Genomic DNA, 25730 nt, shown 5'->3' on the forward strand with positions numbered 1-25730 from the left:
ATCCACCTCTTCTCTTTTTACCTTTATTTATTTGATTTCAATCAGTCGTTCTGCTTTCTTGGCTTCCTCTTCCGAGATTTTAGGTAGTTCGATGGTCAATACGCCATGCTCTACTTGTGCCGATATCTTGTCTTTGTCCACATTATCGGGCAGAATCATGGTTTGCTGGAACTTGGTGTACGAGAACTCGCGACGCAGGTAGCGATCCTCTTTCTTCTCTTCCTTCTTCTCACTCTTCTTCTCCATGCTGATTACGAGGTTGTTGTCTTCGTCAATACGAATACTAAAGTCCTCTTTCATCATGCCCGGAGCAGCCAATTCTACTTTATAACTTTTCTCCGATTCAATTACATTGATAGCAGGTGCGGTTGCATTTGCTCTTGTCATCCATTCGTTTTCCAAGAAATCATTAAAAATACCAGGTAACCAATTCTGAGTTCTTCTAACAGGCATCATAATTTAAATCTCCTATCTTTTAATTAAACATTTAGGTTAAATAGAATCATTTTCATTCCGTTTCCGGAACCGTTGTTCACTTATAAAACAGCAAACGATATGCCAACGCGGTTTCTCCTTATTCGGTTGACTATTTGTCATTTTCGAGTGTCAAATGGTCTCTTGAGCTGTCAGTTTGTATGCTGTTTTTCCTAAATTTAATAAAGATAGATATTCTTTTACGTTTTGTTTCAGCTTTCTATAAGCTTGAAGCGAAGGCGCAATACCTGTTTTTCCTCGTTATAATCCGAACTGATAATTTTGAATGTTCCTATTTCCGACGTATTGTTCACGTGCTGCCCGATGCAGGCGCAAGCATCGTAATCGCCTATGCGAACAATGCGGAGCATCTCACTTGCATCATCGGGTAGCTTGCTGAGGTCGACAATCCGGGCGGCTTCTTGTTGCGTCATAAACGTTGAGCTAACAGGCAGGTGCTGCCCGATCACTTCGTTTACTTGGCTTTCAATAGCCCGTATCTGTTCGTCAGTGGGGCAGGAGGCAAGCTGGTAATCGCATTTGCTCTTTTTGCGTTCGATGTGCGCATTGCGTGAACGAGGACACCCGAAGATTTTCACCATCGTAGCGTTGAGTATGTGCTCGGCCGAGTGCATCGGTGGGTACTCTTGTTTGTTGTGGTCGTTGAGTTGGGGTTGTTGTTCCATGATACAGTTGTTTTTTGTGTCGCAAATATAGAAGATAATTCCCGAAACCCCATGTCGAAGCCAATAATAATGAGTAGGAACAAGTCCGATCGACATCGCATTCTGGTTGTACGAGTGCAAAAAAAGTCGGCAAAGAGCGTGCTATCCGGATGAACCAATCGGCTGTTTTCATTGTTGAAAAGCATCATTATTGAGAAGATGACAGATGAAAACGATACTGCTGACCGCTCTTTTTTATCTTCTGTGCGGATATCCTCTAAGCGTATCTGCACAGGTAGCCGAAGCTGATTCCATTGTTCGGTTGCCTCGTTCTGTGTCGTTTCTCAAAAAGACGGGTTGCTCGCTTGCCGGAGTCGTTGGGGTCAATCTGGCTGTTTGGGGCATAGATCGGTTTATCTGGAGGTCGGACTTCTCAAAGATCAACGCTAACACCATGCAAACCAACCTGCATAGCGGCTTTGTGTGGGACAATGATTTGTTCGGTACCAATACCTTTCTTCATCCCTGTCACGGTGCTTTGTATTATCAGATGGCACGTGTCAACGGCTTTGGCTTTTACGAATCTGTTCCTTTCACCTGTGCCGGAAGTTTGATGTGGGAGTATATCATGGAGAACGAGCAACCCTCTCTCAACGACCTTATCAGTACCACGGTGGGCGGTGCAGCCATCGGAGAGGTTGCGTGGAGGCTCTATCACAGACTGTTCAACCGCTCGGACAGGTGTAGAGACAACACTCCCGTAACCGCCAACTTCAGTCTCGGATGTCAGCTGCTGAAGCCGGAAACGAACAGCCACTACACTCCTTATATGCAACTGGGGGCTCAACTTACCTATAATCCTACCCGAACGGAGTGCGAGAAACCATACGATTGGTTTGAACTCGATGCCCGGCTGAACATCGGAAGCAACCGCATCTACATCAATCGCTTTCACCTGATCGCGTTGCTTTGGCATCAAATGCTCAAAGAAACCGATACGAAGGTCCTTGATTGGGGCGTGTATCAGCATTTCGATTACCTCGATTCGCCGGGCAAAGTATATCGCCAAACGCCCTATCGGATGGCTCAGGTAGCTGCTTTGGGGGCGGGAGTTCAATACGACCGTAAGTGGGAGGATGATACGCGTATGCAAGGTAAGTTTTTCCTGACTGCCGTAGGGCTGGGAGCAAGTGCCTCTGACTACTATTGGGTGGTGAACCGCGATTATAGTTTCGGAAGTGGGTTCAGTACCCGGCTGGATTGGAGCGTGGCAAACGAGAGAAACGGATTGCGGGTTCAATCGACGCTGGACTATTATCAGCTTTATACGTGGAAAGGCTATGCCCCCGACAGAAATCTCTACGAAGAGAACCTTACCAAACTGGATGTGCAGGGCGATAAGGGTTCGGTGAGCTTTATCGAGTGGGAGACTGCTTTGGGGTATCAGTCAAAAAGCGGCTGGAACCTGTATCTCGTGCCAGCGTATATTCGTCGTTCGAACCGGTATAAAGCCCGTCCGGACGTGGATTATTCTACTTACGAACTCACGTTGAAGGTAGGTTATCACTTTCAGCTTCCCGAAAAATGACGCTTCGGAATAGGATTCTCCATACAAGGAACAATCGTATTATGAACCGTCCCATATCACCTTTTGAGGTATGCAAATAAAGACGGCGGAATAATTGAAAAAGGCCGCCGTCTTTTTCAATTATCCCGCGAGCTTTTTAAAAAAGACCGCGAGGTTTTCTGTGTTCATTCTTGGCGTTTTTTTTAGTAGCCCCGAATAGATAAACGATATCTCTGAAACCAACAGATTAAAAACCTGCAAGTTGAAGTTGCGAAAGGTGAGTAAATTACATTCTTTCACAAAAATGAGGGTAGACTTATTAAATAATTCACTAATTTTGTATCAGGCATTTTAAAGGCCTTTTTAGTGAATAACACAATAATAGAATTACACTTATGATGAAAAGAGTAGAGTTAGCTTTTGTATGGCTAATGTTATCTCCTGTTTTTTTGTTGCTACAAGCACAAGTACGAACCACGCAGACATTTGAAAAAGATTGGAAGTTTACTCGTCAAGACAGCGAGTCTTTTAGTCGCCCCGCATGCGATGTCAGCCAATGGCAGTCTGTTACCATTCCTCACGATTGGGCTATTTACGGGCCTTTCAGTATTCACAACGACAAGCAGAATGTGGCTATCACGCAAGATGGTCAGAAGGAAGCCATGGAGCATGCCGGCCGTACCGGTGGCCTGCCCTTTGTTGGTGTGGGATGGTATCGCCTCGATTTTGAAGCGCCACAATTTGCCAAAGGCAAAAAGGCTACCTTACTGTTCGACGGTGCGATGAGCCATGCACGTGTTTACATCAATGGGCAAGAGGCCGGTTACTGGCCCTACGGTTACAACAGCTTCCAGATCGATGCCACCCCTTATTTGAAAGTGGGAGAGAAGAACTCACTGGCTGTTCGTTTGGAAAACGATACCGAGTCGTCGCGCTGGTATCCCGGAGCAGGGTTGTACCGCAATGTGCACCTTATCATCAACGAAGAGGCTCACATACCTACTTGGGGAACCCAGTTGACTACGCCCGTGGTGAAAGCCGACTATGCCAAGGTAGATCTGAAAACATCGTTTGTCGTACCCGCCGGAAAGAGCTTTGATGCCTACCGCATTGTTACCCAAATTACCGATAAAGCCGGCAAGGTACTGGCTACGAACGAGCAGAAAGGAACTGCGTTCGACGACAATCGCTTTGACCAGACGCTGGTGGTTGAACGCCCTGCTTTGTGGAGCCCCGAATCGCCAACACTCTATACCGCCGTATCTAAAGTGTACGAAGGCAATACGCTGAAAGACGAATATACAACCTCTTTCGGTATTCGTACCATCGAAATTATTCCCAACGAGGGCTTCTTCCTCAACGGAAAGAAAACCGTATTCAAAGGCGTGTGCAATCACCACGACTTAGGCCCCTTGGGTGGAATTGCCAATGATGCAGGCATCCGTCGCCAAATCCGTATTCTTAAAGAGATGGGTTGTAATGCCATCCGTACCTCGCACAATATGCCAGCCCCCGAGCTGATTCGTGCCTGCGATGAGATGGGTATGATGGTTATGGCCGAATCATTCGACGAATGGAAGGGCGCGAAGTTGCAGAACGGTTACCACAAGGTGTTTGACGAATGGGCAGAGAAGGACTTGGTGAACCTGATACATAACTACCGCAACAACCCGAGTGTGGTGATGTGGTGCATCGGCAACGAAGTGCCCGACCAATGGAACGGTGATCGCGGTCCGAAACTCTCTCGCTATCTGCAAGACATCTGTCACCGCGAAGACCCTACACGCCCCGTTACACAGGGTATGGATGCTCCCGATGCAGTTGTAAACAACAACATGGCGGCCATCATGGACGTAGCCGGATTCAACTATCGCCCTCATAAATATCAGGAAAACTATAAGAAGCTGCCTCAGCAGATTATTCTCGGTAGCGAAACCGCCTCTACGGTTAGCTCGCGTGGGGTTTATAAATTCCCCGTTGCCCGTCTGTCTATGCAGAAATATGACGATCATCAATCCTCTTCGTACGACGTAGAACACTGTGGATGGTCGAACCTGCCCGAAGACGATTTCATTCAGCACGAAGACCTGCCTTACTGCATCGGCGAATTTGTATGGACAGGCTTTGATTATCTGGGCGAACCCACACCGTATTATACCAACTGGCCCAGCCACTCTTCTCTGTTCGGTATCATCGACCTGGCAGGCTTGCCCAAAGACCGTTATTACCTCTATCGCAGCCATTGGAACAAGGACGAAGAGACCTTGCACATCCTGCCTCACTGGAACTGGGAAGGTCGCGAAGGTCAGGTAACCCCCGTGTTTGTGTACACCAACCACCCCAGCGCAGAGCTTTTCATCAATGGCAAGAGTCAGGGAAAACGTACCAAAGATCTTTCTGTCAACGTAAACAACAGCGGCGACTCCCTTTCGGTAGCTCAACTCAAACGTCAGAAACGCTATCGCCTGATGTGGATGGATACGAAGTACGAACCGGGCACAGTCAAAGTGGTTGCTTACGACAAAGACGGTAAAGCAGTAGCCGAGACAGAGGTGCATACCGCCGGAAAACCCGATCATATCGAGTTGATACCCGATCGCAGCGTGATTGCAGCCGATGGCAAAGACCTTTCGTTCTTTACCGTAAAGGTAGTCGACAAGCATGGTAACCTTTGTCCGAATGCCTCGAATGAGATCAGCTTCAAGGTGAAAGGCGAAGGAAGCTATCGGGCAGGAGCAAACGGAAACCCCGCCTCGTTGGAATCGTTCCAAACACCGAAGATGAAAGTATTCAGTGGCATGATGACCGCCATTGTGCAATCGACCGAAAAAGGTGGAAAAATTACGCTGGAGGCAACAGCCAAAGGGTTAAAGAAAGGAGTAATGACAATAGAGAGTAAGTAAAGCCCGCTCTTCGGATAGCGGAGAATCTCTCTTGATAATGAATAGCTCAGGCGCTTGTGGAACCTCTTCCACAGGCGCTTTTCTTTGTCGTAGCTGACTTATGGGCAAAAAAAAGGAGCAACGCCTTGCTCCAACCTTTGTTAACCTTAAATCTAATACTATGAAAAACACAGTGCAAAGATACGGGTTTTCGAGAAACTTGCAAATTCTAATCTATTAAAAAGATGTTTTATAACATTGATTAATACTTTGCTATTCGAATTATATGTTTATTAAATGTTTTTTATCCCCACTTTTCTTTCATTAAATCTTCGAGCTTTAATAGTTCGTCTCGATACTGTGCAGCCTCGATAAACTCAAGTTTCTTGGCAGCCTCCTGCATCATCTTGCGGGTACGGTCAATGCTCTTTTGCATCTGTGGCTTACTCATGTATTGTACAATCGGATCGGCCGCCACATTGCTGCCCGTTGGCTCAATATAGGCGTGCGACTCTTGACGCAGTTCTTCCAGTTCCTTATTGCTTCCGCCAAATACGGCCAGGTTGCGTGCTTTGATAATCTGCTGCGGGGTGATGCCGTGCTCTTCGTTGTATGCCAACTGCTTCTCGCGGCGGCGGTTGGTTTCATCAATGGTTTTCTTCATGCTGTCGGTTATGCGGTCGGCATACATGATTACTTTGCCGTTGACGTTTCGGGCAGCACGTCCCGCCGTTTGTGTGAGTGATCGGTGGGAGCGGAGGAAACCCTCTTTGTCGGCATCGAGTATTGCTACTAGTGATACTTCGGGTAGGTCGAGCCCTTCGCGCAGCAGGTTTACACCGATCAGTACATCGTATACTCCTTGTCTCAAATCGTCCATGATCTGAATACGTTCCAGCGTGTCTACATCGCTGTGGATGTAGTTACAACGCACGTTATTGTTCAAAAGATACTCAGTCAGTTCCTCTGCCATGCGTTTGGTTAACGTGGTAATCAGGGTGCGCTCGCCTTTCTCGATGCGGAGCTGAATCTCTTCCATCAGGTCATCGATCTGGTTGAGGCTCGGACGCACTTCGATAACGGGATCGAGTAGTCCCGTCGGACGGATCACCTGCTCTACAATCACTCCTTCACTTTGCGCCAGCTCATAATCGGCAGGGGTGGCGCTCACGTAAATCACCTGCTTGGCCATCTCTTCAAATTCGTCGAACTTCAACGGACGGTTGTCCATGGCTGCGGGCAAGCGGAAGCCATATTCCACCAGATTGATCTTGCGTGCCCGGTCGCCACCATACATGGCGCGCACTTGCGGTATGCTTACGTGGCTCTCGTCGATCACGATGAGAAAGTCGTCCGGAAAGAAGTCGAGCAAGCAGTAAGGACGCGTACCTGCTGCACGACCATCGAAATAGCGCGAATAATTCTCAATGCCCGAACAGTGCCCGAGCTCGCGAATCATCTCCATATCATAGGTTACCCGCTCATAAAGTCGCTTCGCTTCATACTCCTTGCCGATCGATTCAAGGAAGGCGACTTGCTTGGTCAGGTCATCTTCAATCATGTGAATGGCACGTATGGTTGCCTCTTTGGTAGTCATGAACAGATTGGCGGGATAGATTTTATAGGCTTCGAACGGAGCGATGGTTACACCCGAAACGGGGTCTACCTCTTCGATACCATCAATCTCGTCGCCCCAGAAGCTAACCCGCAGCAGGTGATCGGAATAGGCCAGGTAGATATCGACCGTATCTCCCTTGACCCGGAAGTTGCCTCGGTTGAGATCAATATCGTTACGTACGTAGAGGCTATCGACCAATCGGCGCAGAAAAACATTGCGGTCGAGCATACGTCCGCGTTGCACTTCGATTACATTCTCGTAGAAGTCAGCCGGGTTGCCCATACCATAAATACACGATACCGACGATACTACTACTACATCCTTGCGTCCTGATAAGAGGGCCGAAGTGGCTGCCAGTCTTAGTTTATCGATTTCATCATTGATGGCGAGGTCTTTTTCAATATATGTGTCCGAACCCGGAAGGTAAGCCTCCGGTTGATAGTAATCGTAATACGAAACGTAATATTCAACAGCATTGTTAGGGAAGAACCCTTTAAACTCGCTGTAAAGCTGTGCGGCTAATGTTTTGTTGTGACTCAGGATGAGTGTCGGCTTATTGACATTAGCAATGACGTTGGCAATGGTAAAGGTTTTTCCGGAACCGGTTACGCCCAATAAGGTTTGGGCAGGAACGCCCTCTTGCACACCTTCGGTAAGTTGCGCTATGGCTTCGGGCTGGTCGCCGGTAGGCTTATAGGCGGATATTAGGTCAAAATTCATATTCTACTATTAATGTGACGGCAATATTCGGCAAAATAGTTGAGAAAAACAAATCATTTTTTGAAATAAATCCTTTACTTTGCAACAGTTTATTACAAAACGCAGATTAATACAAATAAAAATATAGCGAAAAACATGATTTGGAATGAAAGTATCGAATGCATGGACCGCGAAAGTCTTCGCAAGATTCAAGGCATACGACTCCGTAAAATTGTAGAACACGTTTATCACAACACTCCCTTCTATCGCAAGAAAATGCAAGAGTTAGGGCTCACTCCCGAGGATATCAATAGCATTGACGATATTGTGAAGCTGCCGTTTACCACCAAGTATGACTTAAGAGATAACTATCCCTTCGGACTCTGTGCAGTGCCGATGAGTCAGATTGTGCGCATTCATGCCTCTTCGGGAACAACGGGCAAGCCTACCGTTGTGGGGTATACACGTAAGGATTTGGCTTCGTGGACGGAGTGTTTGTCTCGTGCTTTTACCGCTTATGGAGCCACTAGCAGCGATATGTTCCAGATCTCTTATGGCTATGGATTGTTTACCGGTGGGTTGGGTGCGCATGCAGGTGCCGAGAGTATTGGTGCTTCCGTGATTCCAATGTCAAGCGGTAATACGGAGAAGCAGATCACCCTGATGCACGACTTTGGCTCTACGGTACTCTGTTGCACTCCTTCGTACGCACTTTATCTGGCCGATACCATTAAAGATTCCGGACTTCCGCGCGAAGACTTCAAGCTAAAGATCGGTGCCTTTGGTGCCGAACCTTGGACAGAGAGCATGCGCAAAGAGATTGAAGAGAAGTTGGGGGTCAAAGCCTTCGATATTTACGGATTGAGTGAAATAGCCGGACCGGGTGTGGGCTATGAATGCGAATGTCAGCAAGGCACACACTTGAACGAAGACCATTACTTCCCTGAGATTGTCGATCCGTTTACGTTGCAACCCGTAGAGCCCGGACAAACGGGCGAACTGGTCTTTACGCATCTCACCAAAGAAGGAATGCCTTTGTTGCGCTATCGTACAAAAGACCTTACTTCGCTTCATTATGACACCTGTTCTTGCGGTCGTACGTTGGTACGGATGGATCGAATCTTGGGTCGTAGTGACGATATGCTGATCATTCGTGGCGTCAACGTATTCCCTACTCAGATCGAATCGGTTATTCTCGAGATGCCCGAGTTTGAACCGCACTATCTGCTTACCATTGATCGCAAAAACAATACCGATACGATGGAACTGAAGGTAGAAGTACGTGCTGATTGCTATTCCGACGAAATCAATAAGATGGTCGCATTGAAGAAAAAGCTGGTTGGTCGCCTACAGAGTGTACTTGGCTTGGGAGTCGATGTGAAGCTGGTCGAACCACGTAGTATCGAACGCAGTACCGGCAAAGCCAAGCGTGTTATTGATAATAGAAAACTATAAATAATTACTAACCAATCAATCCTAATTATGGTAGCAAAACAACTTTCTATCTTTTTAGAAAACAAATCTGGTCGTTTAACGGAAGTGACTGAGGTGTTAGCGAAAGAAGGTATCAACCTTTCTGCTCTTTGTATTGCCGAAAATGCTGATTTTGGTATTTTGCGTGGTATCGTATCCGACCCGGATAAAGCATACAAAGCTTTGAAGGAAAATCATTTTGCAGTCAACATAACCGATGTGATCGGTATTAGCTGTCCCAATGTTCCCGGCGCATTAGCCAAAGTGTTGGGCTATTTATCCAGCGAAGGTGTGTTTATTGAATACATGTATTCTTTTGCAAATAATAGTACAGCCAATGTGGTGATTCGCCCCAACGACATGGAAAACTGTATTCGTGTATTGAAAGAGAAAAAGATCGATTTGCTTGCTGCAAGCGAACTTTATAAGCTGTAACAGGCAAAAATATTGATTTTCAATACGGATAAAGAGGTTGTATGCCCTGTTTCTGTTTTATTTAACGACCCAAGAAACAAGGTGATACACTCCATTGTCCGTAGGGAATACTGTTTTTTTGTATTAAAGAACGTTGATTAATTGGTTTATTCGGTGCGAATCAGTAAATTTGCACACTATTTAAAATAAGATGAAGAAGAATATCATTATAACTCTGCTTGTAGCCCTTGTTTTATCCTCGTGTGGCGAGTATAATAAGATACTGAAAAGCACTGATTACGAATACAAGTATGAAGCGGCTAAAAACTACTTTGCCAAAGGTCAGTATGGCAAATCGGCTACATTGCTGAACGAATTGATTACCATTTTAAAAGGTACTGATAAGGCCGAAGAATCCTTGTATATGTTAGCGATGAGCTATTACAATCAAAAGGACTACTCTACGGCTGCTCAATCGTTTATTACCTATTTTAATACGTATCCTCGTGGTACATTTGCCGAATTATCCCGTTTTCATGCCGGTAAGGCCTTGTTTCTGGATACACCGGAGGCTCGTTTAGACCAATCCGGAACCTATTCGGCCATACAGCAACTGCAAATGTTTCTTGAGTACTATCCCGGAAGTGATAAGAAGCAAGAAGCACAGGATATGATTTTCGCTCTTCAGGATAAATTGGTGTTGAAAGAGTTCCTTTCGGCCAAACTATATTATAACCTGGGCAATTATATGGGAGCGAACAATTATCTCTCTTGTGTAATTACTGCACAGAATGCATTGAGAGATTATCCTTATACGCATTATCGTGAAGATTTATCGATCATGGTGCTTCGGGCCAAATATGAAATGGCATTGAACAGTACAGAAGACAAACGGGCAGAACGCTATCGCGAAACAATTGATGAATATTATGTGTTTAAGAATGAGTTTCCCGAAAGTAAATATATGAAAGATGCCGAGCGAATATTCAAAGCATCTTCAGATTATGTAACTAAAGATTAAATTATAAATAGATTTATGGATTACAAAAAAACAAATGCTCCGTCGAATACTATTACTCGTGACATGATGGACTTATGTGCTGACACCGGTAATATCTACGAGACTGTTTCTATCATTGGTAAGCGTGCCAATCAAATTAGTGTAGAAATCAAAAGTGATCTTTCTAAGAAGCTTGCTGAGTTTGCCTCGTACAACGACAACCTCGAAGAAGTATTTGAGAACAGAGAACAGATTGAGATTTCTCGTTATTATGAGAAATTACCTAAACCGGATCTGATCGCTGCACAAGAATATGTAGAAGGAAAGATTTATTATAGAAACCCGGCAAAGGAAAAAGAGAAATTGCAGTAATTAAAACCTGCTTCTCGTTTGGCATTTGCCTGTATCATTAAGATTTTTAATAGTCAAGTAGTAAGTGGAAGGTTCTTCTAAATTCTTATTGCTTGGCTATTTTGTTGTCATTAAACAAACTATTTTAAAATTATGATTCAACGAATTCAGACCGTTTACTTATTACTTGTTACTGCTTTGCTGATTGCAAGCATGTGTTTGCCGGTAGGCTATTTTATGGGTGCCGATGCAGCAGTGTATACGTTTAAACCATTGGGTGTGCAGGTGGGAGAGGTATTTAACTCCACTTGGGGTATGTTCGGTATCTTATTACTAAGCACTATCATTGCATTGGGTACCATCTTTCTATTTAAAAACCGGATATTACAGATCCGTATGTCTATCTTCAATAGCATTCTGTTGGTTGGTTACTACTTGACATTCTTTGCATTCCTGTTTGTGTTGAAAGGTGATTTGAACGCTTCTTTTCGTTTGGAATGGTCATTGTGCTTGCCTTTGATCGCTATTATCCTGAATATATTGGCTATCCGTGCCATTGGTCGGGATGAGGTAATGGTAAAAGCTGCCGATCGATTGAGATAAAAACAGACCGTAAATAACGGCTAACTAAAAATGGTTACTGATAAACTCTCTGTATGAGATGAATCAGTAACCATTTTTAGTTGGTATAGTCTCTATTAAGTAAGTCTTATTTCTTTATGTCGAACAGATAAGATATTTTTGCCGAGATAGTTGTATGTGCCGAGCGTGAGAAGTAATCTTTCTTGGTACTGTTATAGAAATCCGCAAGTCCGAAATAATACCTTCCCTCCAATAGAAAATTGCCTGCTTTGGTTCTGATTTCGAGTCCGGCACCTCCCACAATTCCATAGTCAAACTTATTCTGAACACTTTTGTCGTACTGTTCTTGGTTTAGTTGTGTTTCGCTCCAGGTTCCCGATTTTTTTTCTTTCTCATTCAGCATAAAGCCTATTTGAGGACCCAGGTTTAAGAAGAACTGCGCACCACGATCTTTACCAAAGGCCAGGTGAGCGAGAAAGGGAATTTCCATGTAATTCATTTCCCGACTATACGCACGGTCGTCACCGGGTTGGTCGAACTTCTCGTCCCATCCTCGCTGGGCGTAGTTTAGCTCCACTTGTACACCGCATATCATGGCAAAATATTTCTCGGAGATATAACGGGCTGTTAAACCACCCGTTATGCCCATTAAGCCATTCTGCTTGATGGTAGGCTGAAAGCTTACATTGCTGTAATTTGCCCCACCATTGATTCCTATGGCAAAGTTTTGACGAAGTTCGCCGATTTGCGCCGAAGCAGGAAGCCCGAAGGCGAGCAGCAATGCTGTTGTTGCTATAATTGATTTTACTGTTCTCATCCTTCTTTATTCAAAGTCAAGTTTTACTAACTCAAAGTCCTTGGTGAAGCGCACGAAGAAAACCTTCTTATTGACAAATCCTCCCCAGTTGTTTACGCGTTGAAATTTAAATCCGGTCTGAATCGGAGTCAAGTCCATGCGTGGCAGGTTCTTTTCTAATTCCGTGCCGTATCTCGACAATCCTTTTAGGAAGAAATAGCCCGTGTCGAATCCCAACATGCCGAATTTGGGGTATGAGTTGGCCATATCCTTACTGTACCATTTGTGGTACGAATTGGTGAAGTTGATGGCTGCCGGCAGCAGGTTGTTGGTATAGAACGACGAATAGAAATACGTATCCAGTTCGAAGAAACTATTCAGGTGATCGCGTGTGTAGGTTTGCCATTCGGGATATCCGAACAAATGAATGTTTTCTGTCGGGTTGTCACGCACCAATAAGGTAAGCTGCGGCAAGATTTTAATCAAGGTGACGTTGCTGCCCGATGTCGGAATAAAGATATTCTCCTTATCGCTCCGCAAAGCCGCCTTCAATGCTTCTTGCGATGCACCTTCGGGTAGGGTTTTTACAGATACTCCTTTGCGGTTTAGCTCTTGCTTCAACCCTTTAATGAATTCATCTTTCTCTTTGTCGATGCTGGCCGACTCGAGTACAATGACATTGGCATTCGGGAACTGGCGAAGGAAGTGTTCATATACCTCAGAGTACAGATAAGACTGCGGTGTGTTAATCTGATAAATGGATGCATTGTTAAATACCTCACTGTCTTTGGACGAGAAAGGAACCACCAGTCGGATGTCATTCTTCTTGGCAAATGCCGAGAGCGGTTTGATGTGTTGTTGGTAGAGCGGACCGAAAATGATATCCATCTTCTTCATCTCCTCTTTGGCCAGAATGGGGGTGATAGAGGCGTTCTCACTGCCCGAATCGTATACGTGCAAGTCGATGGATACACCCGATCTCTTCAGGCTGTCTAATGCGATCAGAAATCCTTCATAATATTCCGTCATGCGTTTATCGAGCGTGAAGGGCAGAATGATGGCTGCTTTAATGGTTGCTATGTTTTTAGGTTGCTGTTTACTCTCCCGAAATAGTTCAGTATCGGTAGGAGGGGCAATGTTTTGATCGATTCCCTGTGCAGGTAGAGTATGTGTAGTTGGGTAGGGGATGCAAAGAAAGGTTCCTTTTTTCATTCCGTCGCGTAGCTCCGGGTTGGCTGCTTTTAGTTCCTCCTCGGTAATGCCGTATTCGCGGCTAACACTGAAAATAGTTTCTTTTCGTTTCACTTTATGCATGTCCTTGCATCTTGATTTAACCGGACCTGCGGGTTCAGTGACAGTGCTGACCGTTGTTTGAGCAGCAGCAGGTGTAATGATGTCCTCGGTTGGAATACGAACAACTTGTCCTATACGAAAGTTTTCCGGACTCAATCCCGGGTTAGCGTCGCAAATGGCTTTGGCCGATATTTTATACCGGGTGGTTAATTTGTACAATGTTTCGCCCGGTTGTATGGTGTGAAAGGTCTCGTCTCTCTGTGTCTCTTTTTTCTGCGGAATACGAAGGGTTTGTCCGGCTACAATTTTCTCCTCGCATCCGGGGTTTAGTTTGATTATATCCGCCTGACTAACCTCATACATACTTGAAATAGAGTATAAGCTTTGTCCTTTTTCAATGGTGTGCAGGAAATAAGAGGAGGTCTCTTGTGCGAAAGCACCGACATAAGAGAAGCTTATGAAAAGCAGGAAAAAGAGTATTCTTCTGATTGGTTTCATTAAATTATAAGCTATTGGTTCGTGAAATGAAGCAACAAAGGTACGAAAAACGACCTATATCTACATAATAATTGAGTTAAGAAAATAATATTGTAGTTTTTTAGAAGTTTATTTCGATGGGAAACATTAATTTTGCGATCATTAGTGTATTACTTTTGATTGAGATAAGCATATGCAGGAAACAGAATATATAAATGTGTACGGTGCGCGCGTACACAACTTGAAAGATATTGATGCTGAAATACCCCGTGGAAGTCTTACGGTCATTACCGGACTTAGTGGGAGCGGAAAGTCTTCACTCGCGTTTGATACTATCTTTGCCGAAGGCCAACGGCGCTATATTGAAACCTTCTCGGCCTATGCCCGCAACTTCTTGGGCAACCTCGAGCGCCCCGATGTCGATAAAATAACCGGGTTGAGTCCGGTCATCTCTATTGAACAGAAAACGACGAATAAAAACCCCCGTTCGACGGTAGGAACCACTACCGAAATATACGATTACCTGCGCCTGTTGTACGCTCGTGCAGGCGAAGCCTATTCGTATCTGTCGGGTGCAAAGATGGTCAAGTATACCGAAGAACAAATTCTTGATCTTATTCTTAAAGATTATAAAGGACGGAAGATCTATTTGCTAGCCCCCTTGGTGCGTGCCCGTAAAGGACATTACAAAGAACTCTTCGAGCAAGTGCGCAAGAAGGGATACCTTCATGTGCGCATTGATGGTGAGGTACGTGAAATTACGCACGGCATGAAGCTGGATCGCTATAAGAACCACGACATTGAAGTAGTGATTGACAAACTGATCGTAGAAGATAAAGACGATAAGCGTTTAAAGCAAAGTGTAGCTACTGCCATGCGTCAGGGAGACGGCCTGCTGATGATTCTCGATGCTCAAACAGAAAGTATCCGTCATTACAGCAAGCGGTTGATGTGTCCCGTAACCGGATTGTCTTATCGGGAGCCTGCCCCTCACAATTTCTCTTTTAACTCGCCACAGGGCGCTTGCCCTAAGTGTAAGGGGCTCGGTGTGGTCAATCAGATCGATGTCGATAAGGTGATTCCCGACCGTGAACTATCGGTGTACGAAGGTGCCATAGCTCCTTTGGGAAAGTATAAAAACACGATGATATTCTGGCAGATAGCGGCATTGCTCGATAAATACGAAGCAACACTAAAGACTCCTGTCATGGAGTTGCCGGATGATGCCATTGACGAAATACTGAATGGATCGGATGAGCGCATCAAGATTAAAAGCTCGCTGATCGGAACCTCTTCCGATTATTTTGTAACTTACGAAGGAGTGGTGAAATACATTCAGATGCTACAAGAAAAAGATGCATCGGCCACTGCCCAAAAGTGGGCGGAGCAATTTGCAAAAACCACTGTTTGCCCCGAGTGTAAAGGAGCCAAGCTAAATAAAGAAGCCTTGTATTTTCGCATCCACGATAAGAATATCAGCGAGCTATCGGGCATGGATATCAACGAACTCTATGATTGGCTGCAAAACGTAGATCAATACCTGAGTGAGAAACAGCAAAAGATAGCCGTCGAGATATTGAAGGAGATCCGCACCCGTCTTAAATTCCTCCTCGATGTAGGGTTGGAGTATCTATCGCTCAGTCGTAGTTCCGTGAGCCTTTCGGGAGGCGAGAGCCAGCGCATTCGTTTGGCTACGCAAATCGGCTCTCAGCTGGTGAATGTGCTCTATATTCTCGACGAGCCCAGTATCGGGCTTCATCAACGGGACAACCTTCGTTTGATTCATTCATTGAAAGAACTGCGCGATATGGGCAATTCGGTCATTGTGGTAGAGCACGATAAAGACATGATGATGGCATCGGACTATATCATCGACATGGGCCCCAAAGCAGGACGTTTGGGTGGTGAGGTTGTTTTTTCGGGAACTCCCCAGCAGATGTTGCTGACAAGTACACTTACCTCGCAATATCTTAACGGAGAAAAACAGATTGAAGTACCCGAAAAGCGCAGACCCGGCAACGGCAAGTCGTTGTGGCTGCGCGGTGCCAAAGGCAACAACCTGAAGAATGTGGATGTGGAGTTTCCCTTGGGAAAACTCATCTGTGTAACCGGTGTATCGGGTAGTGGCAAATCGACACTGATTAACGAAACGCTGCATCCTATTCTTTCGCAGACCTTCTACCGGTCGCTTCAGGAACCATTGGAGTACGATTCGCTCGAAGGAGTCGAATACATCGATAAAGTAGTAGATGTCGATCAATCGCCTTTAGGCCGTACCCCCCGTTCCAATCCGGCTACCTATACAGGTGTGTTTTCTGATATTCGCAGCCTGTTTGTAGGGCTGCCCGAGGCCAAAATACGTGGCTATAAACCCGGCCGTTTCTCGTTCAATGTTACCGGTGGCCGCTGCGAAGCATGTTCGGGCAATGGGTATAAGACGATTGAGATGAACTTCCTGCCCGACGTATACGTGCCCTGCGAAGTCTGTCACGGCAAACGCTACAACCGCGAAACACTCGAAGTACGCTTCAAAGGAAAATCCATAGCCGATGTGTTGGATATGACGATTAACCGTGCTGTCGAATTCTTCGAAAATGTACCGCAGATATTGAATAAGATCAAGATGATTCAAGACGTGGGCTTGGGATATATCAAGCTCGGACAATCCTCAACTACCCTTTCGGGAGGAGAGAGTCAGCGAGTGAAGCTGGCTACCGAACTATCCAAACGTGATACGGGCAAAACACTCTATATACTCGATGAACCCACGACCGGGCTTCATTTTGAAGACATCCGCGTGTTGATGGGCGTACTCAATCGATTGGTCGATAAAGGAAATACCGTGATTGTCATTGAACACAATCTGGATGTCATTAAGATGGCCGATTACATCATCGATATGGGTCCCGACGGAGGTAAGGGCGGAGGAGAGCTACTTGGTTTCGGTACCCCCGAAGAGGTTGCTCAAAGTAACAAGGGCTATACCGCTCGATTTTTACGCGAAGAATTAGGTATGTAAAATGCTATGAAGATAAATAAAACAAACGCAGCAAGGCTGCTCGATAAAGCTAAAATTCGCTACGAATTGATCCCCTATGAAGTGGACGAGGCAGATTTAAGTGCCGTTCATGTGGCTGCCGATTTAGGAGAAAATGTTGAACAGGTTTTTAAGACCTTGGTGCTTCAAGGTGATAAAACGGGATACTTTGTCTGTATCATCCCCGGAGATAAGGAACTCAACTTGAAACTGGCGGCAAAAGTATCCGGGAATAAGAGTTGTGACCTTATTCCGATGAAAGAATTACTGCCTCTTACCGGTTATATCCGCGGGGCTTGCTCACCCCTCGGAATGAAGAAACATTTTCCTACTTATATACACGAAACCTGCCTTCTTTTTCCTTTTATTTTCGTGAGTGCCGGACAACGCGGACTGCAAATAAAAGTGGCACCTGAAGCGTTAATTCGCGAAATTCGAGGCGAAGTTTGTTGCTTATTTGTTGACTAATTCAAGAAAATGCATATATTTGCAAATAAAATAATATTTTAGTAATAATCTAATATCCAAAATTATGTTTGAAGGACAGCCCAAGGGCTTGTATGCTTTGGCACTTGCCAACACAGGTGAGCGGTTTGGTTACTACACCATGCTTGCTATCTTTACTCTCTTTTTACAGGCGAAATTCGGCTATACTGCTGTAGAAACTTCTACTATCTTCGGTGGTTTTCTAGGTCTCGTTTATTTCATGCCTTTAGTCGGTGGTATCTTGGCCGACAAAAAAGGATACGGCAAAATGGTAACAACCGGTATCGTTTGTATGTTCATCGGTTATGTTTTGTTGGCTATTCCCACTTCCTCTGCAAGCGGCAAACCGTTAATGTTCGGTGCTTTGTTTTTGATTGCTTGCGGAACCGGTTTATTTAAGGGTAACCTCCAGGTGATGGTCGGTAATCTGTACGATTCGCCCGAGTACAGCTCAAAACGAGACAGAGCTTTCAGTTTGTTTTACATGGCTATCAACGTAGGTGCTCTATTTGCTCCCACAGCTGCAACCAAGGTAACGAATTATGTATTGGGGCATGCCAACTTCTCATATAACTCTCAGATTCCTTCGTTGGCGCACCAATTTTTGAATGGTACTATTACTCCCGAAGGTAGTGCTACATTGGCCGGTCTTCAAAGCGCACAAAACTTTGTAGGCGACACCGCCACCTTCTGTAACGTATATATCGAGAAGTTGTCTGAGGCTTACAACTATGGTTTTGCCGTAGCTTGTATCTCGTTGGTCGCTTCTATGGCTATTTACTTAATTTGTCGTCCCATGTTCAAGCATGCCGACTATAACTCTAAACAACAAGCTGCCGTAAGCGGTCATACAGGTCCGGAATTGAGCAAAGCAGAAACCAAACAACGTATTATTGCTCTTCTGTTAGTGTTTGCTGTAGTTATCTTCTTCTGGATGGCTTTCCATCAGAATGGACTGACAATGACTTTCTTTGCCCGCGATTATACGGTTAAGTCTGTGACCGGTATCGACCGTATCGGATTCGATGTGTGGAACCTGGTTCTGGTTATCATTGCTGTTTATGGTGGCTTCTCTCTGTTTCAATCTAAGACAGGTAAAGGCAAAGTGATTTCGGCTGTTGTTATACTTGCATCTCTGGCCGTTTTACTTTGGAGCTATTCTACTATGACTCCTGTTGTAGAGATCCTTCCACAAATTTTCCAACAGTTTAATCCGTTCTTTGTAGTCGCGTTGACTCCGGTTTCTCTGACCGTGTTTGGTTATTTGGCCAATAAGAAGAAAGAACCTTCGGCTCCTCGTAAGATTGGTATCGGTATGTTGATTGCTGCTTGCGGTTTTATGATTCTGGCATTCGGCTCGTTTGGCTTACCAACCCCATCTACTGTGGAAACTTCGGGTATCGATCCAACTCAATTGGTTTCGACTAATTGGTTGATCTCAACTTATCTGGTGTTGACTTTTGCCGAACTGTTCCTCTCGCCGATGGGTATCTCGTTCGTATCGAAAGTGGCACCTCCTAAATATAAAGGTATGATGATGGGGGGATGGTTTGTGGCAACAGCTATCGGTAACTCTATGACTGCTATCATTGGCTACCTGTGGGGTGGCATGCAACTGTGGTTGGTATGGAGTGTATTGATCGTACTTTGTTTGCTGTCGGCACTATTCATTTTCTCAATCATGAAGAAATTGGAAAAGGTAGCATAACAACTACCTGAATCCTTCTGTTTAAGAAACCTTTTTCCCGGTTTCTAAGAGTACGTACTTAACAGTGTGTTAATATACTAATTAACCATCTGTTAAGTACGTATTCTTGTATGCAAAGAATACGTACTTAATGAGTGCTCTTTGTCAAAGGAGAAAAGAAATGTTAAATCTTTAACTATTAAGGTTTCTCCGAAGATTATTTTTTAAAAGAAATATTATCTTTGTTGCTAGCGAATATTCTATTTATATAGAACTCAAATCTCTTTTAATGAAAAGAATACTCTCATACCTTTTCGTATTTTTAATAGGCTTTGCTTCAATTTATTTTTTGATCACTAAAGATAAACAGTTGAAGAAGTTGTATAGCGTTGAACAAATGCTGGAAGATAACCCACGCAAAGCCGTAGAGGTGCTTAAGCAAATGGAACTTTCGAAGCTTTCCGAAAAAGAGCAGGCCTTATACGCTTTGCTGCTGACTAAAGGCAGTTATAACTGTGACTCACTTTTATCTTCCGATTCACTTATCAATATTGCTATAGATTATTATGAGATAACCAGCGATTCGTTGCGGTTGTCGCAATCGTATTTCTATAAAGGTAGTTTTCTAGAAGCTAAAAAGTATTGGGTTAATGCGGCTGAATGTTATCAGCGGGCGGAAGATTGTGCTGTGGATGGGGATATTGAAATTAAGTATCTGCTGAATAAATCAATGGGCAAAATTTACAGCTTCAAGATGATGCGAGAGGATGAAAAAGATGCGAAAAATGATGCTCTTCATTATGCTCGTTTATTGGCAGACTCTACCCTGATCGGACGAAGCCTTATTGAGCTGGCTCAATATTATCATGAGGTTAAAGACAATAAAGTAAGTATAGCGTATTTTCAAAAGGCAATTGCTTTTTTACCACCCTCCGAACAAACAACTATTTCTGCTGCGTATGCCGATTTAAGTAAGAGTTATCTGTTGAATATGCAGCCCGACTCTGCCTTGTGGTATGCAAACCGGGCGATATCACTCGAAAGGGATAGTATACAACTTTATAATTACTTCAATATAAAAGCAGATGCTTTATTGTCTCTATCGAAAAAAGATTCTGCGATTTATTATTTCAAGCAGTCGCTGAAAAGCAAGGAGCTTCGAACGAAAATGCTTACATACTATGACCTGTCTAAACTAGAAGAGCAACAAGGAAGTCAGGAGATGGCACTCGCTTATTTAAAGCACTATGCCCAGTATCGGGAATTGTTCGAGCTTAATCAAAAAGAGTGGTTTATGGATCATTTGAGGAACATTGCTGCGTATAAGCGACAAAAAGAAAAAGCTAAACTTGCCGAATTAAAGCTAACTCATAAGGTATTTGTTCTTCATCGCATATTTGCTACCACCTTTTTGGTCATTCTCATCTTAACTATTTTATATTATAGAACCCAAAGACGTAAACGTATGCTTGAATTGAATATCAAATCGAAGGAGGAGAAAAGTATGCGAGCCCTGTTGCTCCAAAGAGAGGCTGAATATAAACTACTCAAGGAGCAGGAGGAGCGGAAGAAAGTAGAACTTCAACAGTTGCGGTTGACGGTAGAATACTGTAAACGATTGAATGCAATGACAGTGCCCATTTTGCTTAAGAGTCAAAATAGTCAAGGAGCCATGCACCTTAATCAAGAGGAGTGGGATATTATAATGAAAAATACGGATGCTTGCTTTAGCCAGTTTACCCAACGATTGAAAGAATATTGTCCGCTACTTACCGATGAAGAAGTGCAGTTTTGTTGCTTGATAAAAATGGAGCTTTCTCTTTCTCTTCTTTCCGAGATATACCACATTGCCAAAGGTAGTATATCCCGTCGCAAAATGCGTTTGAAAGAGAAGATGGGTATCGAAAACAGTAGCTTCGATGAGTTTATCCAGAATTTTTAGATATGACCGTTTTGTAGCTCAAAAGTTTGGTTGCAAAGCTTCTCTTGTTTGTTTTTGTACATCATACACACCGTTTTTACTACTCTTATTTTATATTAATGCGCTCTTTTTCAATTAGTTGTTGTTTTTGTGCTTTGTACATCACTATTCTTTCCTCTGTATTATAATACGACTTATCTTTGCGTCGTTAAAATTGAGAACCGAGCTGTGACTCGGAATTATAGAATAAAGTTATACACAACATGAAACCTTCATTGCTGTATACATTAGTATGTAGAACGTATGTAGAACAAAGAAAAAAAGACTATGAACAAGAAAGAACTAGTAACTCAAGTAACTAAATTAACTGGATTAACCAAAGTAGATTCATCAAAAGCTGTAGACGCTGTGCTTCAATCCTTACAAGAAAGTCTCGAAAATGGCGATTTTGTAGCATTGCGTGGATTTGGACGCTTTACTGTAAAAACACATGCTGCACACAAAGGTATTAATCCTTCGACACAAGAACCCATGATTGTTCCTGAACGTAAAATTATTAAATTTGCAGCAAGTAAATACATTGTGCTTAAATAACCTATGAAAAGCAACTTTGTTGACTGTAACAGCTGATGCATTTTTAATAATTATAATGAAGAAAATAAATGTTTTTTTTTGCATGACCGTATTATTAACTACGGTCATGTTTATGAATTCATGCTCTAAGGAAGAGCAGATTGTACCCAAAATTACGAGTGTTGAATTGGAGCATTTGCCAACAAAGACTGTTTATTACGTCGGCGAAGAGTTTGATGTTTCCGGTTTGACTCTAAAAGTAACCTATTCGGATAATTTGTCGAAGATCGTTGTGGTTAAGAAAGAGCAGGTAGCGGGTTTTACCAGTACTGCTCCTAATTCCAATCTCGTTCTTCAAGTGAAAGAATCTGGTTTTCTCGTTACTTTTTCGGTTAGTGTAGCCTCGAATGCGGTTCAATCGGTTTCAATTAAGCACAATCCTTCAAAGGTTGTTTACACATTGGGCGAATCCTTATCTTTAGAGGGGATGGCTCTCGAAGTTGCGTATGAGAATGGTATTACCAAAGAGATTAATTCTGTTTCTGCTGATATGATAAGCGGTTTCGATTCGTCGAAACCGTCGCTCAAACAACTGCTGAAAGTGGTTGTAGAGGATAAAGAAGCCTCTTTGGAAGTAAGTGTATTACCTATTAAGGTGGTCAATAACGAAATTGTAAGTAGTGTAGCCTCAGAGGTGCGATCGTTTGTTATCCCTGAGGGTATCACTGCTATCAAAGAAGCTGCTTTCTTTGATAATGCTACTGTTGAAGAGGTTGTTTTTCCTACTTCACTGCGGAGTATCGGAGATGAAGCTTTTGATCATTGTCTAAATTTGAAGCTTGCCGATTTAAGTAAAACTGCGGTGGTTGAGCTTTCAAATGGTGTTTTTGGCCGTACTGCCTTAACAACAATCTCGCTGCCTAAAACTTTGAAGATAGTGGGTCCTATGGCTTTCTATAGCACGAGAAACCTGAAAGAAGTTACTCTTCCGGATGGAGTTGAAGAGATTGGCTTGACAGCCTTTACCAATAGTGCTATTGAAACCATAACAATTCCCAATACGGTATACAGTATCGGGCGAGCCTTTTATCAATGTGACATGTTGAAGACCATTCGAACTGCCGGAACTAAAACCACTGTATCTACCGATAAGGTGGCGAAAATTGAAGGCGAATGTTTTAATCACAGTGCTAATATTGAAACGCTTGAAATACCTGAAAGTATAACTACCATCGGAATCAGTGTTTTAGGACAGTGTAAAGTAAAGCATTTAACTCTTCCGGCTAGTGTAAGGATGTTAGCTCATAACGCCTTTGGCGGTGCTTCTTCATTGGAAGAAATTACATTGAAGTCTGCCACCAAGGTTGTTGCAAGCTATTATCCCGTACCAAGCACGATTAAAGCAATTAAAGTGCCTGCGCAGTTGGTTGATGAATATAAGGCTGATCAATTTTGGAAAGATTTTGCCGATAAGATTATTGCTCTTTGATGAGCAATAATCTTACTTAGCACTTAAATAAGAAAAGCCATTTACGTATAATGTAAATGGCTTTTTTATTAAGTGTAGTGGGTACGAGAATCGAACTCGTATTACGTGCGTGAGAGGAATAAATTACTATGATTTAATGCGCTGTGGCATATTGTGTTATGTTGCCTCGTTTTTCTATTTGCATTTTATTTGCATTTAATGCAAATTTAACAATCACACAGGCACGTTACTAAGGGCTTTAAAACGGCTTATTTATCAGAGTAGTGTCCGTATGTACTCACCACTGTTACCGTTATTGTAGCCTCAAAAATTTCATAAACTAGCCGATGTTTATCGGTAATCCTACGCGACCACTTTCCGGATAGGTTGCCTTTTAATTGCTCAGGTTTACCTGTTCCCGTTTCTGGATGGTCTTCTAATTCAGTAATCAAACTATCAAGCTTTTTTAAGGCTTGTTTTTCTCCGCCTTTTCGTAGTCGATCGATTCCTTCTAACGCATCGTTAGAAAGCTCTATTTCGTACTTCATAAGTCGCCAAATAATTCATTACGGAGTTCTGGAGTCAGCCGGGTTACTTTGCCCTCTTTTACTTGCTGACTCGCCTTTAATATCGCTTCAATATTACGTGGATCATCGAAATATGGATCATTGCTAGGGCTTACGCTTTCGGGTATAGTTTCCCCTCTGGGCACAAGTTCCATAAATTGGCTTTTGCGCTTAATAACTACCCTTTCTTTCTCTGCTAAATCAAAGAACTTTTTTTGGTTGTCTCTGAATTCACGACTGCTAACTACTATCATGGCTTTAATCTTTAAGTTGTTATCAATACAAAGATAGGTATTTTTATTTGTGTACCAAATTGTGTACGCAAATAAAGTATGTAATTAGACTTTTTTAGTCAAAATCAGAGTCTTTCGGAGGGTTCTCACCGCATAACGCTTCCTCCATTCTCTTTATTACTTCCTCGTAGGATTCTTGCACATAATATCGATCGCATGCACATTCTTGTATGATACAAGCCCATTCCTTGCGCTCTCTCAACTCCGGGCGAGCTTCGAGCTCTGACTCAACGAAATATATTATCTTAGATACCTGAGTTATCGTGTTAACTCTAAATAAGCGGGTGTTTCCGCAGATACTTGTTAATTCTATAAATCCTTTCATTGTTTCTATCTTTATATCTGCTTGATAAATGATAAGATTCAATGATTACCAGCATCTTATCGAAAATTGCTTTGACTACCAGCACTTCGATATCGGATAACAGTTTTTTCTATTCAAGTTATTCCCAAGAAATTACTCATACGATCAATGCACCGCTTCTTCTGATTGAGGTCGGGGTGAACATATAAGTTGAGTGTAGTAGCAACATTAGAATGGCCAAGTATCACACTTACCGTTTTGTAATCACATTGACTTTCAATGCATCTAGTAGCAAAGGTGTGTCGGAGACCGTGAAATACAACGTGCGGAATGTTTAGACGCTTCAAGAGTCGATCAAAATAATCACGATAAGAACGAGGCTCTTTTGAGTGCTCCGATGTTCCCACTACATAAGGAGACAGTGATATCTTCTTTACAGTGTTCAAAGACTGGAGAAGCTGTCTTGAAATCGGAATTTCCCGGCATGAGCTTTTTGTTTTGGGAGAAGAGGATATTTTCTCTGTTGACTTTAACTCACAATTATACACTCTTCCAACAGTACGATTTACGGTGATAATCTTTTGTTTGAAATCTATATCCTCCCATCTCAATGCGCACACTTCCCCTATTCTCATACCTGTACAAAGAGACAAAAGCACACCGATATTTTGAGACGTAGGATATCCCATCAAATGGAGCATTAGCGTCCGTTGGTGATTCAGCGCCAATGTCGGCAATCGCTTGGATTCGGTATTGGTCGGATATTCAATTTCCCATTGCTCAAAAGGAAAAATTTTATGCTTGCCTCCGTATTTCACGATGCCCCTTAGCACCGCAATTATATCTCTAACCGTCTTCTTGGCGAGACAGGAGGAACACTTCTCTATGACAAACCATTGAACATCGCTTTCCGTTATTGCAGTCATTGATCCAAATCGAGGAAGTAAATGAGTTTGCAGCGTAAGCATGTAGGCACACATGGTGGAATGTTTTACAATTTTGCGTTTTTCATTACACCAAATTTCTGAAACTTCTTGAAATGTTTTTTGCATATACATATTGTAGGAGAATTAATTTGATATAACTCTCACAAAAAAGCAATAT

General features: G+C 43.4%; 22 protein-coding genes. 13 read left to right on the forward strand and 9 right to left on the reverse strand.

Features of this window, described 5'->3' with window-relative positions:
• Window positions 1-27: 27 nt before the first annotated feature.
• Together TY03_RS18185 and TY03_RS18190 are read right to left on the reverse strand one after the other, a co-directional pair.
• Complete coding sequence (locus TY03_RS18185; RefSeq protein WP_042372550.1) at window positions 28-456, reverse strand: Hsp20/alpha crystallin family protein; 429 nt, start codon at window positions 454-456, stop codon at window positions 28-30.
• Window positions 457-686: 230 nt separating this feature from the next.
• The gene (locus tag TY03_RS18190) at window positions 687-1160 is read right to left on the reverse strand and encodes an alanyl-tRNA editing protein (RefSeq protein WP_042372728.1); all 474 of its coding nucleotides are present in this window, start codon (window positions 1158-1160) and stop codon (window positions 687-689) included.
• Between the two features lie 205 nt (window positions 1161-1365).
• Between TY03_RS18190 and TY03_RS18195 the strand changes: the two genes are divergently transcribed.
• Together TY03_RS18195 and galB are read left to right on the forward strand one after the other, a co-directional pair.
• Entirely contained in the window at window positions 1366-2727 is a 1362-nt protein-coding gene (locus tag TY03_RS18195; RefSeq protein WP_042372553.1) for a DUF3943 domain-containing protein, read from the forward strand.
• A 410-nt stretch (window positions 2728-3137) separates the two neighbouring features.
• Complete coding sequence (galB, locus tag TY03_RS18200; protein WP_394330900.1) at window positions 3138-5609, forward strand: beta-galactosidase GalB; 2472 nt, start codon at window positions 3138-3140, stop codon at window positions 5607-5609.
• A 283-nt stretch (window positions 5610-5892) separates the two neighbouring features.
• On the opposite strand, the gene uvrB is transcribed toward galB, so the two are convergent.
• A complete protein-coding gene (gene uvrB / locus TY03_RS18205; protein ID WP_042372556.1) occupies window positions 5893-7926 on the reverse strand; it encodes an excinuclease ABC subunit UvrB in 2034 nt (677 codons plus the stop codon).
• Between the two features lie 135 nt (window positions 7927-8061).
• Between uvrB and TY03_RS18210 the strand changes: the two genes are divergently transcribed.
• The 5 genes from TY03_RS18210 (at window position 8062) to TY03_RS18230 (ending at window position 11746) form a co-directional block, all read left to right on the forward strand.
• Window positions 8062-9360, forward strand: a complete 1299-nt coding sequence (locus tag TY03_RS18210) for a phenylacetate--CoA ligase family protein (RefSeq protein WP_042372558.1) — start codon at window positions 8062-8064, stop codon at window positions 9358-9360.
• A gap of 27 nt (window positions 9361-9387) precedes the next feature.
• Window positions 9388-9813, forward strand: a complete 426-nt coding sequence (locus tag TY03_RS18215; protein ID WP_042372560.1) for an amino acid-binding protein — start codon at window positions 9388-9390, stop codon at window positions 9811-9813.
• A gap of 190 nt (window positions 9814-10003) precedes the next feature.
• Entirely contained in the window at window positions 10004-10813 is an 810-nt protein-coding gene (locus TY03_RS18220) for an outer membrane protein assembly factor BamD (RefSeq protein WP_042372562.1), read from the forward strand.
• A 15-nt stretch (window positions 10814-10828) separates the two neighbouring features.
• Window positions 10829-11164, forward strand: coding sequence for a DNA-directed RNA polymerase subunit omega (locus TY03_RS18225; RefSeq protein ID WP_042372564.1), 336 nt, complete (start codon window positions 10829-10831; stop codon window positions 11162-11164).
• A gap of 132 nt (window positions 11165-11296) precedes the next feature.
• Window positions 11297-11746, forward strand: a complete 450-nt coding sequence (locus TY03_RS18230) for a DUF4293 domain-containing protein (RefSeq protein ID WP_042372565.1) — start codon at window positions 11297-11299, stop codon at window positions 11744-11746.
• Between the two features lie 106 nt (window positions 11747-11852).
• Here the strand turns inward: TY03_RS18230 and TY03_RS22725 are convergent, their stop codons facing one another.
• Both TY03_RS22725 and TY03_RS18240 read right to left on the reverse strand, forming a co-directional pair.
• Window positions 11853-12542 carry a porin family protein gene (locus TY03_RS22725; protein ID WP_042372567.1) on the reverse strand — a complete coding sequence of 230 codons (690 nt, stop codon included), beginning with the start codon at window positions 12540-12542 and terminating at the stop codon, window positions 11853-11855.
• Between the two features lie 6 nt (window positions 12543-12548).
• Window positions 12549-14312: a PBP1 and LysM peptidoglycan-binding domain-containing protein gene (locus TY03_RS18240; RefSeq protein WP_042372569.1), complete on the reverse strand. Its 1764-nt coding sequence runs from the start codon at window positions 14310-14312 to the stop codon at window positions 12549-12551.
• A gap of 172 nt (window positions 14313-14484) precedes the next feature.
• On the opposite strand from TY03_RS18240, the gene uvrA reads away from it, so the two are divergent.
• The 6 genes from uvrA to TY03_RS18270 all read left to right on the forward strand — a co-directional run bounded on the left by uvrA (window position 14485) and on the right by TY03_RS18270 (window position 23484).
• Window positions 14485-17310: an excinuclease ABC subunit UvrA gene (gene uvrA / locus TY03_RS18245; protein ID WP_042372571.1), complete on the forward strand. Its 2826-nt coding sequence runs from the start codon at window positions 14485-14487 to the stop codon at window positions 17308-17310.
• Window positions 17311-17316: 6 nt separating this feature from the next.
• A complete protein-coding gene (ybaK, locus tag TY03_RS18250) occupies window positions 17317-17796 on the forward strand; it encodes a Cys-tRNA(Pro) deacylase (RefSeq protein WP_042372573.1) in 480 nt (159 codons plus the stop codon).
• A gap of 64 nt (window positions 17797-17860) precedes the next feature.
• Window positions 17861-19522 carry a peptide MFS transporter gene (locus tag TY03_RS18255; RefSeq protein WP_042372575.1) on the forward strand — a complete coding sequence of 554 codons (1662 nt, stop codon included), beginning with the start codon at window positions 17861-17863 and terminating at the stop codon, window positions 19520-19522.
• Between the two features lie 349 nt (window positions 19523-19871).
• Window positions 19872-21443, forward strand: coding sequence for a tetratricopeptide repeat protein (locus tag TY03_RS18260; protein ID WP_148335712.1), 1572 nt, complete (start codon window positions 19872-19874; stop codon window positions 21441-21443).
• Window positions 21444-21749: 306 nt separating this feature from the next.
• Window positions 21750-22016, forward strand: a complete 267-nt coding sequence (locus tag TY03_RS18265; protein ID WP_042372581.1) for an HU family DNA-binding protein — start codon at window positions 21750-21752, stop codon at window positions 22014-22016.
• Between the two features lie 55 nt (window positions 22017-22071).
• Window positions 22072-23484: a leucine-rich repeat domain-containing protein gene (locus TY03_RS18270; RefSeq protein ID WP_042372583.1), complete on the forward strand. Its 1413-nt coding sequence runs from the start codon at window positions 22072-22074 to the stop codon at window positions 23482-23484.
• A 248-nt stretch (window positions 23485-23732) separates the two neighbouring features.
• Here TY03_RS18270 and TY03_RS18275 read toward each other — a convergent pair whose 3' ends face one another.
• The 4 genes from TY03_RS18275 to TY03_RS18290 all read right to left on the reverse strand — a co-directional run bounded on the left by TY03_RS18275 (window position 23733) and on the right by TY03_RS18290 (window position 25684).
• Entirely contained in the window at window positions 23733-24011 is a 279-nt protein-coding gene (locus tag TY03_RS18275; protein WP_042372586.1) for a Txe/YoeB family addiction module toxin, read from the reverse strand.
• Window positions 24008-24283 carry a hypothetical protein gene (locus TY03_RS18280; protein WP_042372588.1) on the reverse strand — a complete coding sequence of 92 codons (276 nt, stop codon included), beginning with the start codon at window positions 24281-24283 and terminating at the stop codon, window positions 24008-24010. The genes TY03_RS18275 and TY03_RS18280 overlap by 4 nt, the downstream gene beginning before the upstream one ends.
• Window positions 24284-24377: 94 nt before the next feature.
• Window positions 24378-24647 carry a hypothetical protein gene (locus tag TY03_RS18285; RefSeq protein WP_148335713.1) on the reverse strand — a complete coding sequence of 90 codons (270 nt, stop codon included), beginning with the start codon at window positions 24645-24647 and terminating at the stop codon, window positions 24378-24380.
• Window positions 24648-24760: 113 nt separating this feature from the next.
• A complete protein-coding gene (locus TY03_RS18290; protein ID WP_042372592.1) occupies window positions 24761-25684 on the reverse strand; it encodes a tyrosine-type recombinase/integrase in 924 nt (307 codons plus the stop codon).
• Between the last annotated feature and the right edge of the window lie 46 nt (window positions 25685-25730).

The organism is Bacteroides neonati, assembly GCF_000499785.1.
Taxonomy (GTDB): domain Bacteria; phylum Bacteroidota; class Bacteroidia; order Bacteroidales; family Bacteroidaceae; genus Bacteroides; species Bacteroides neonati.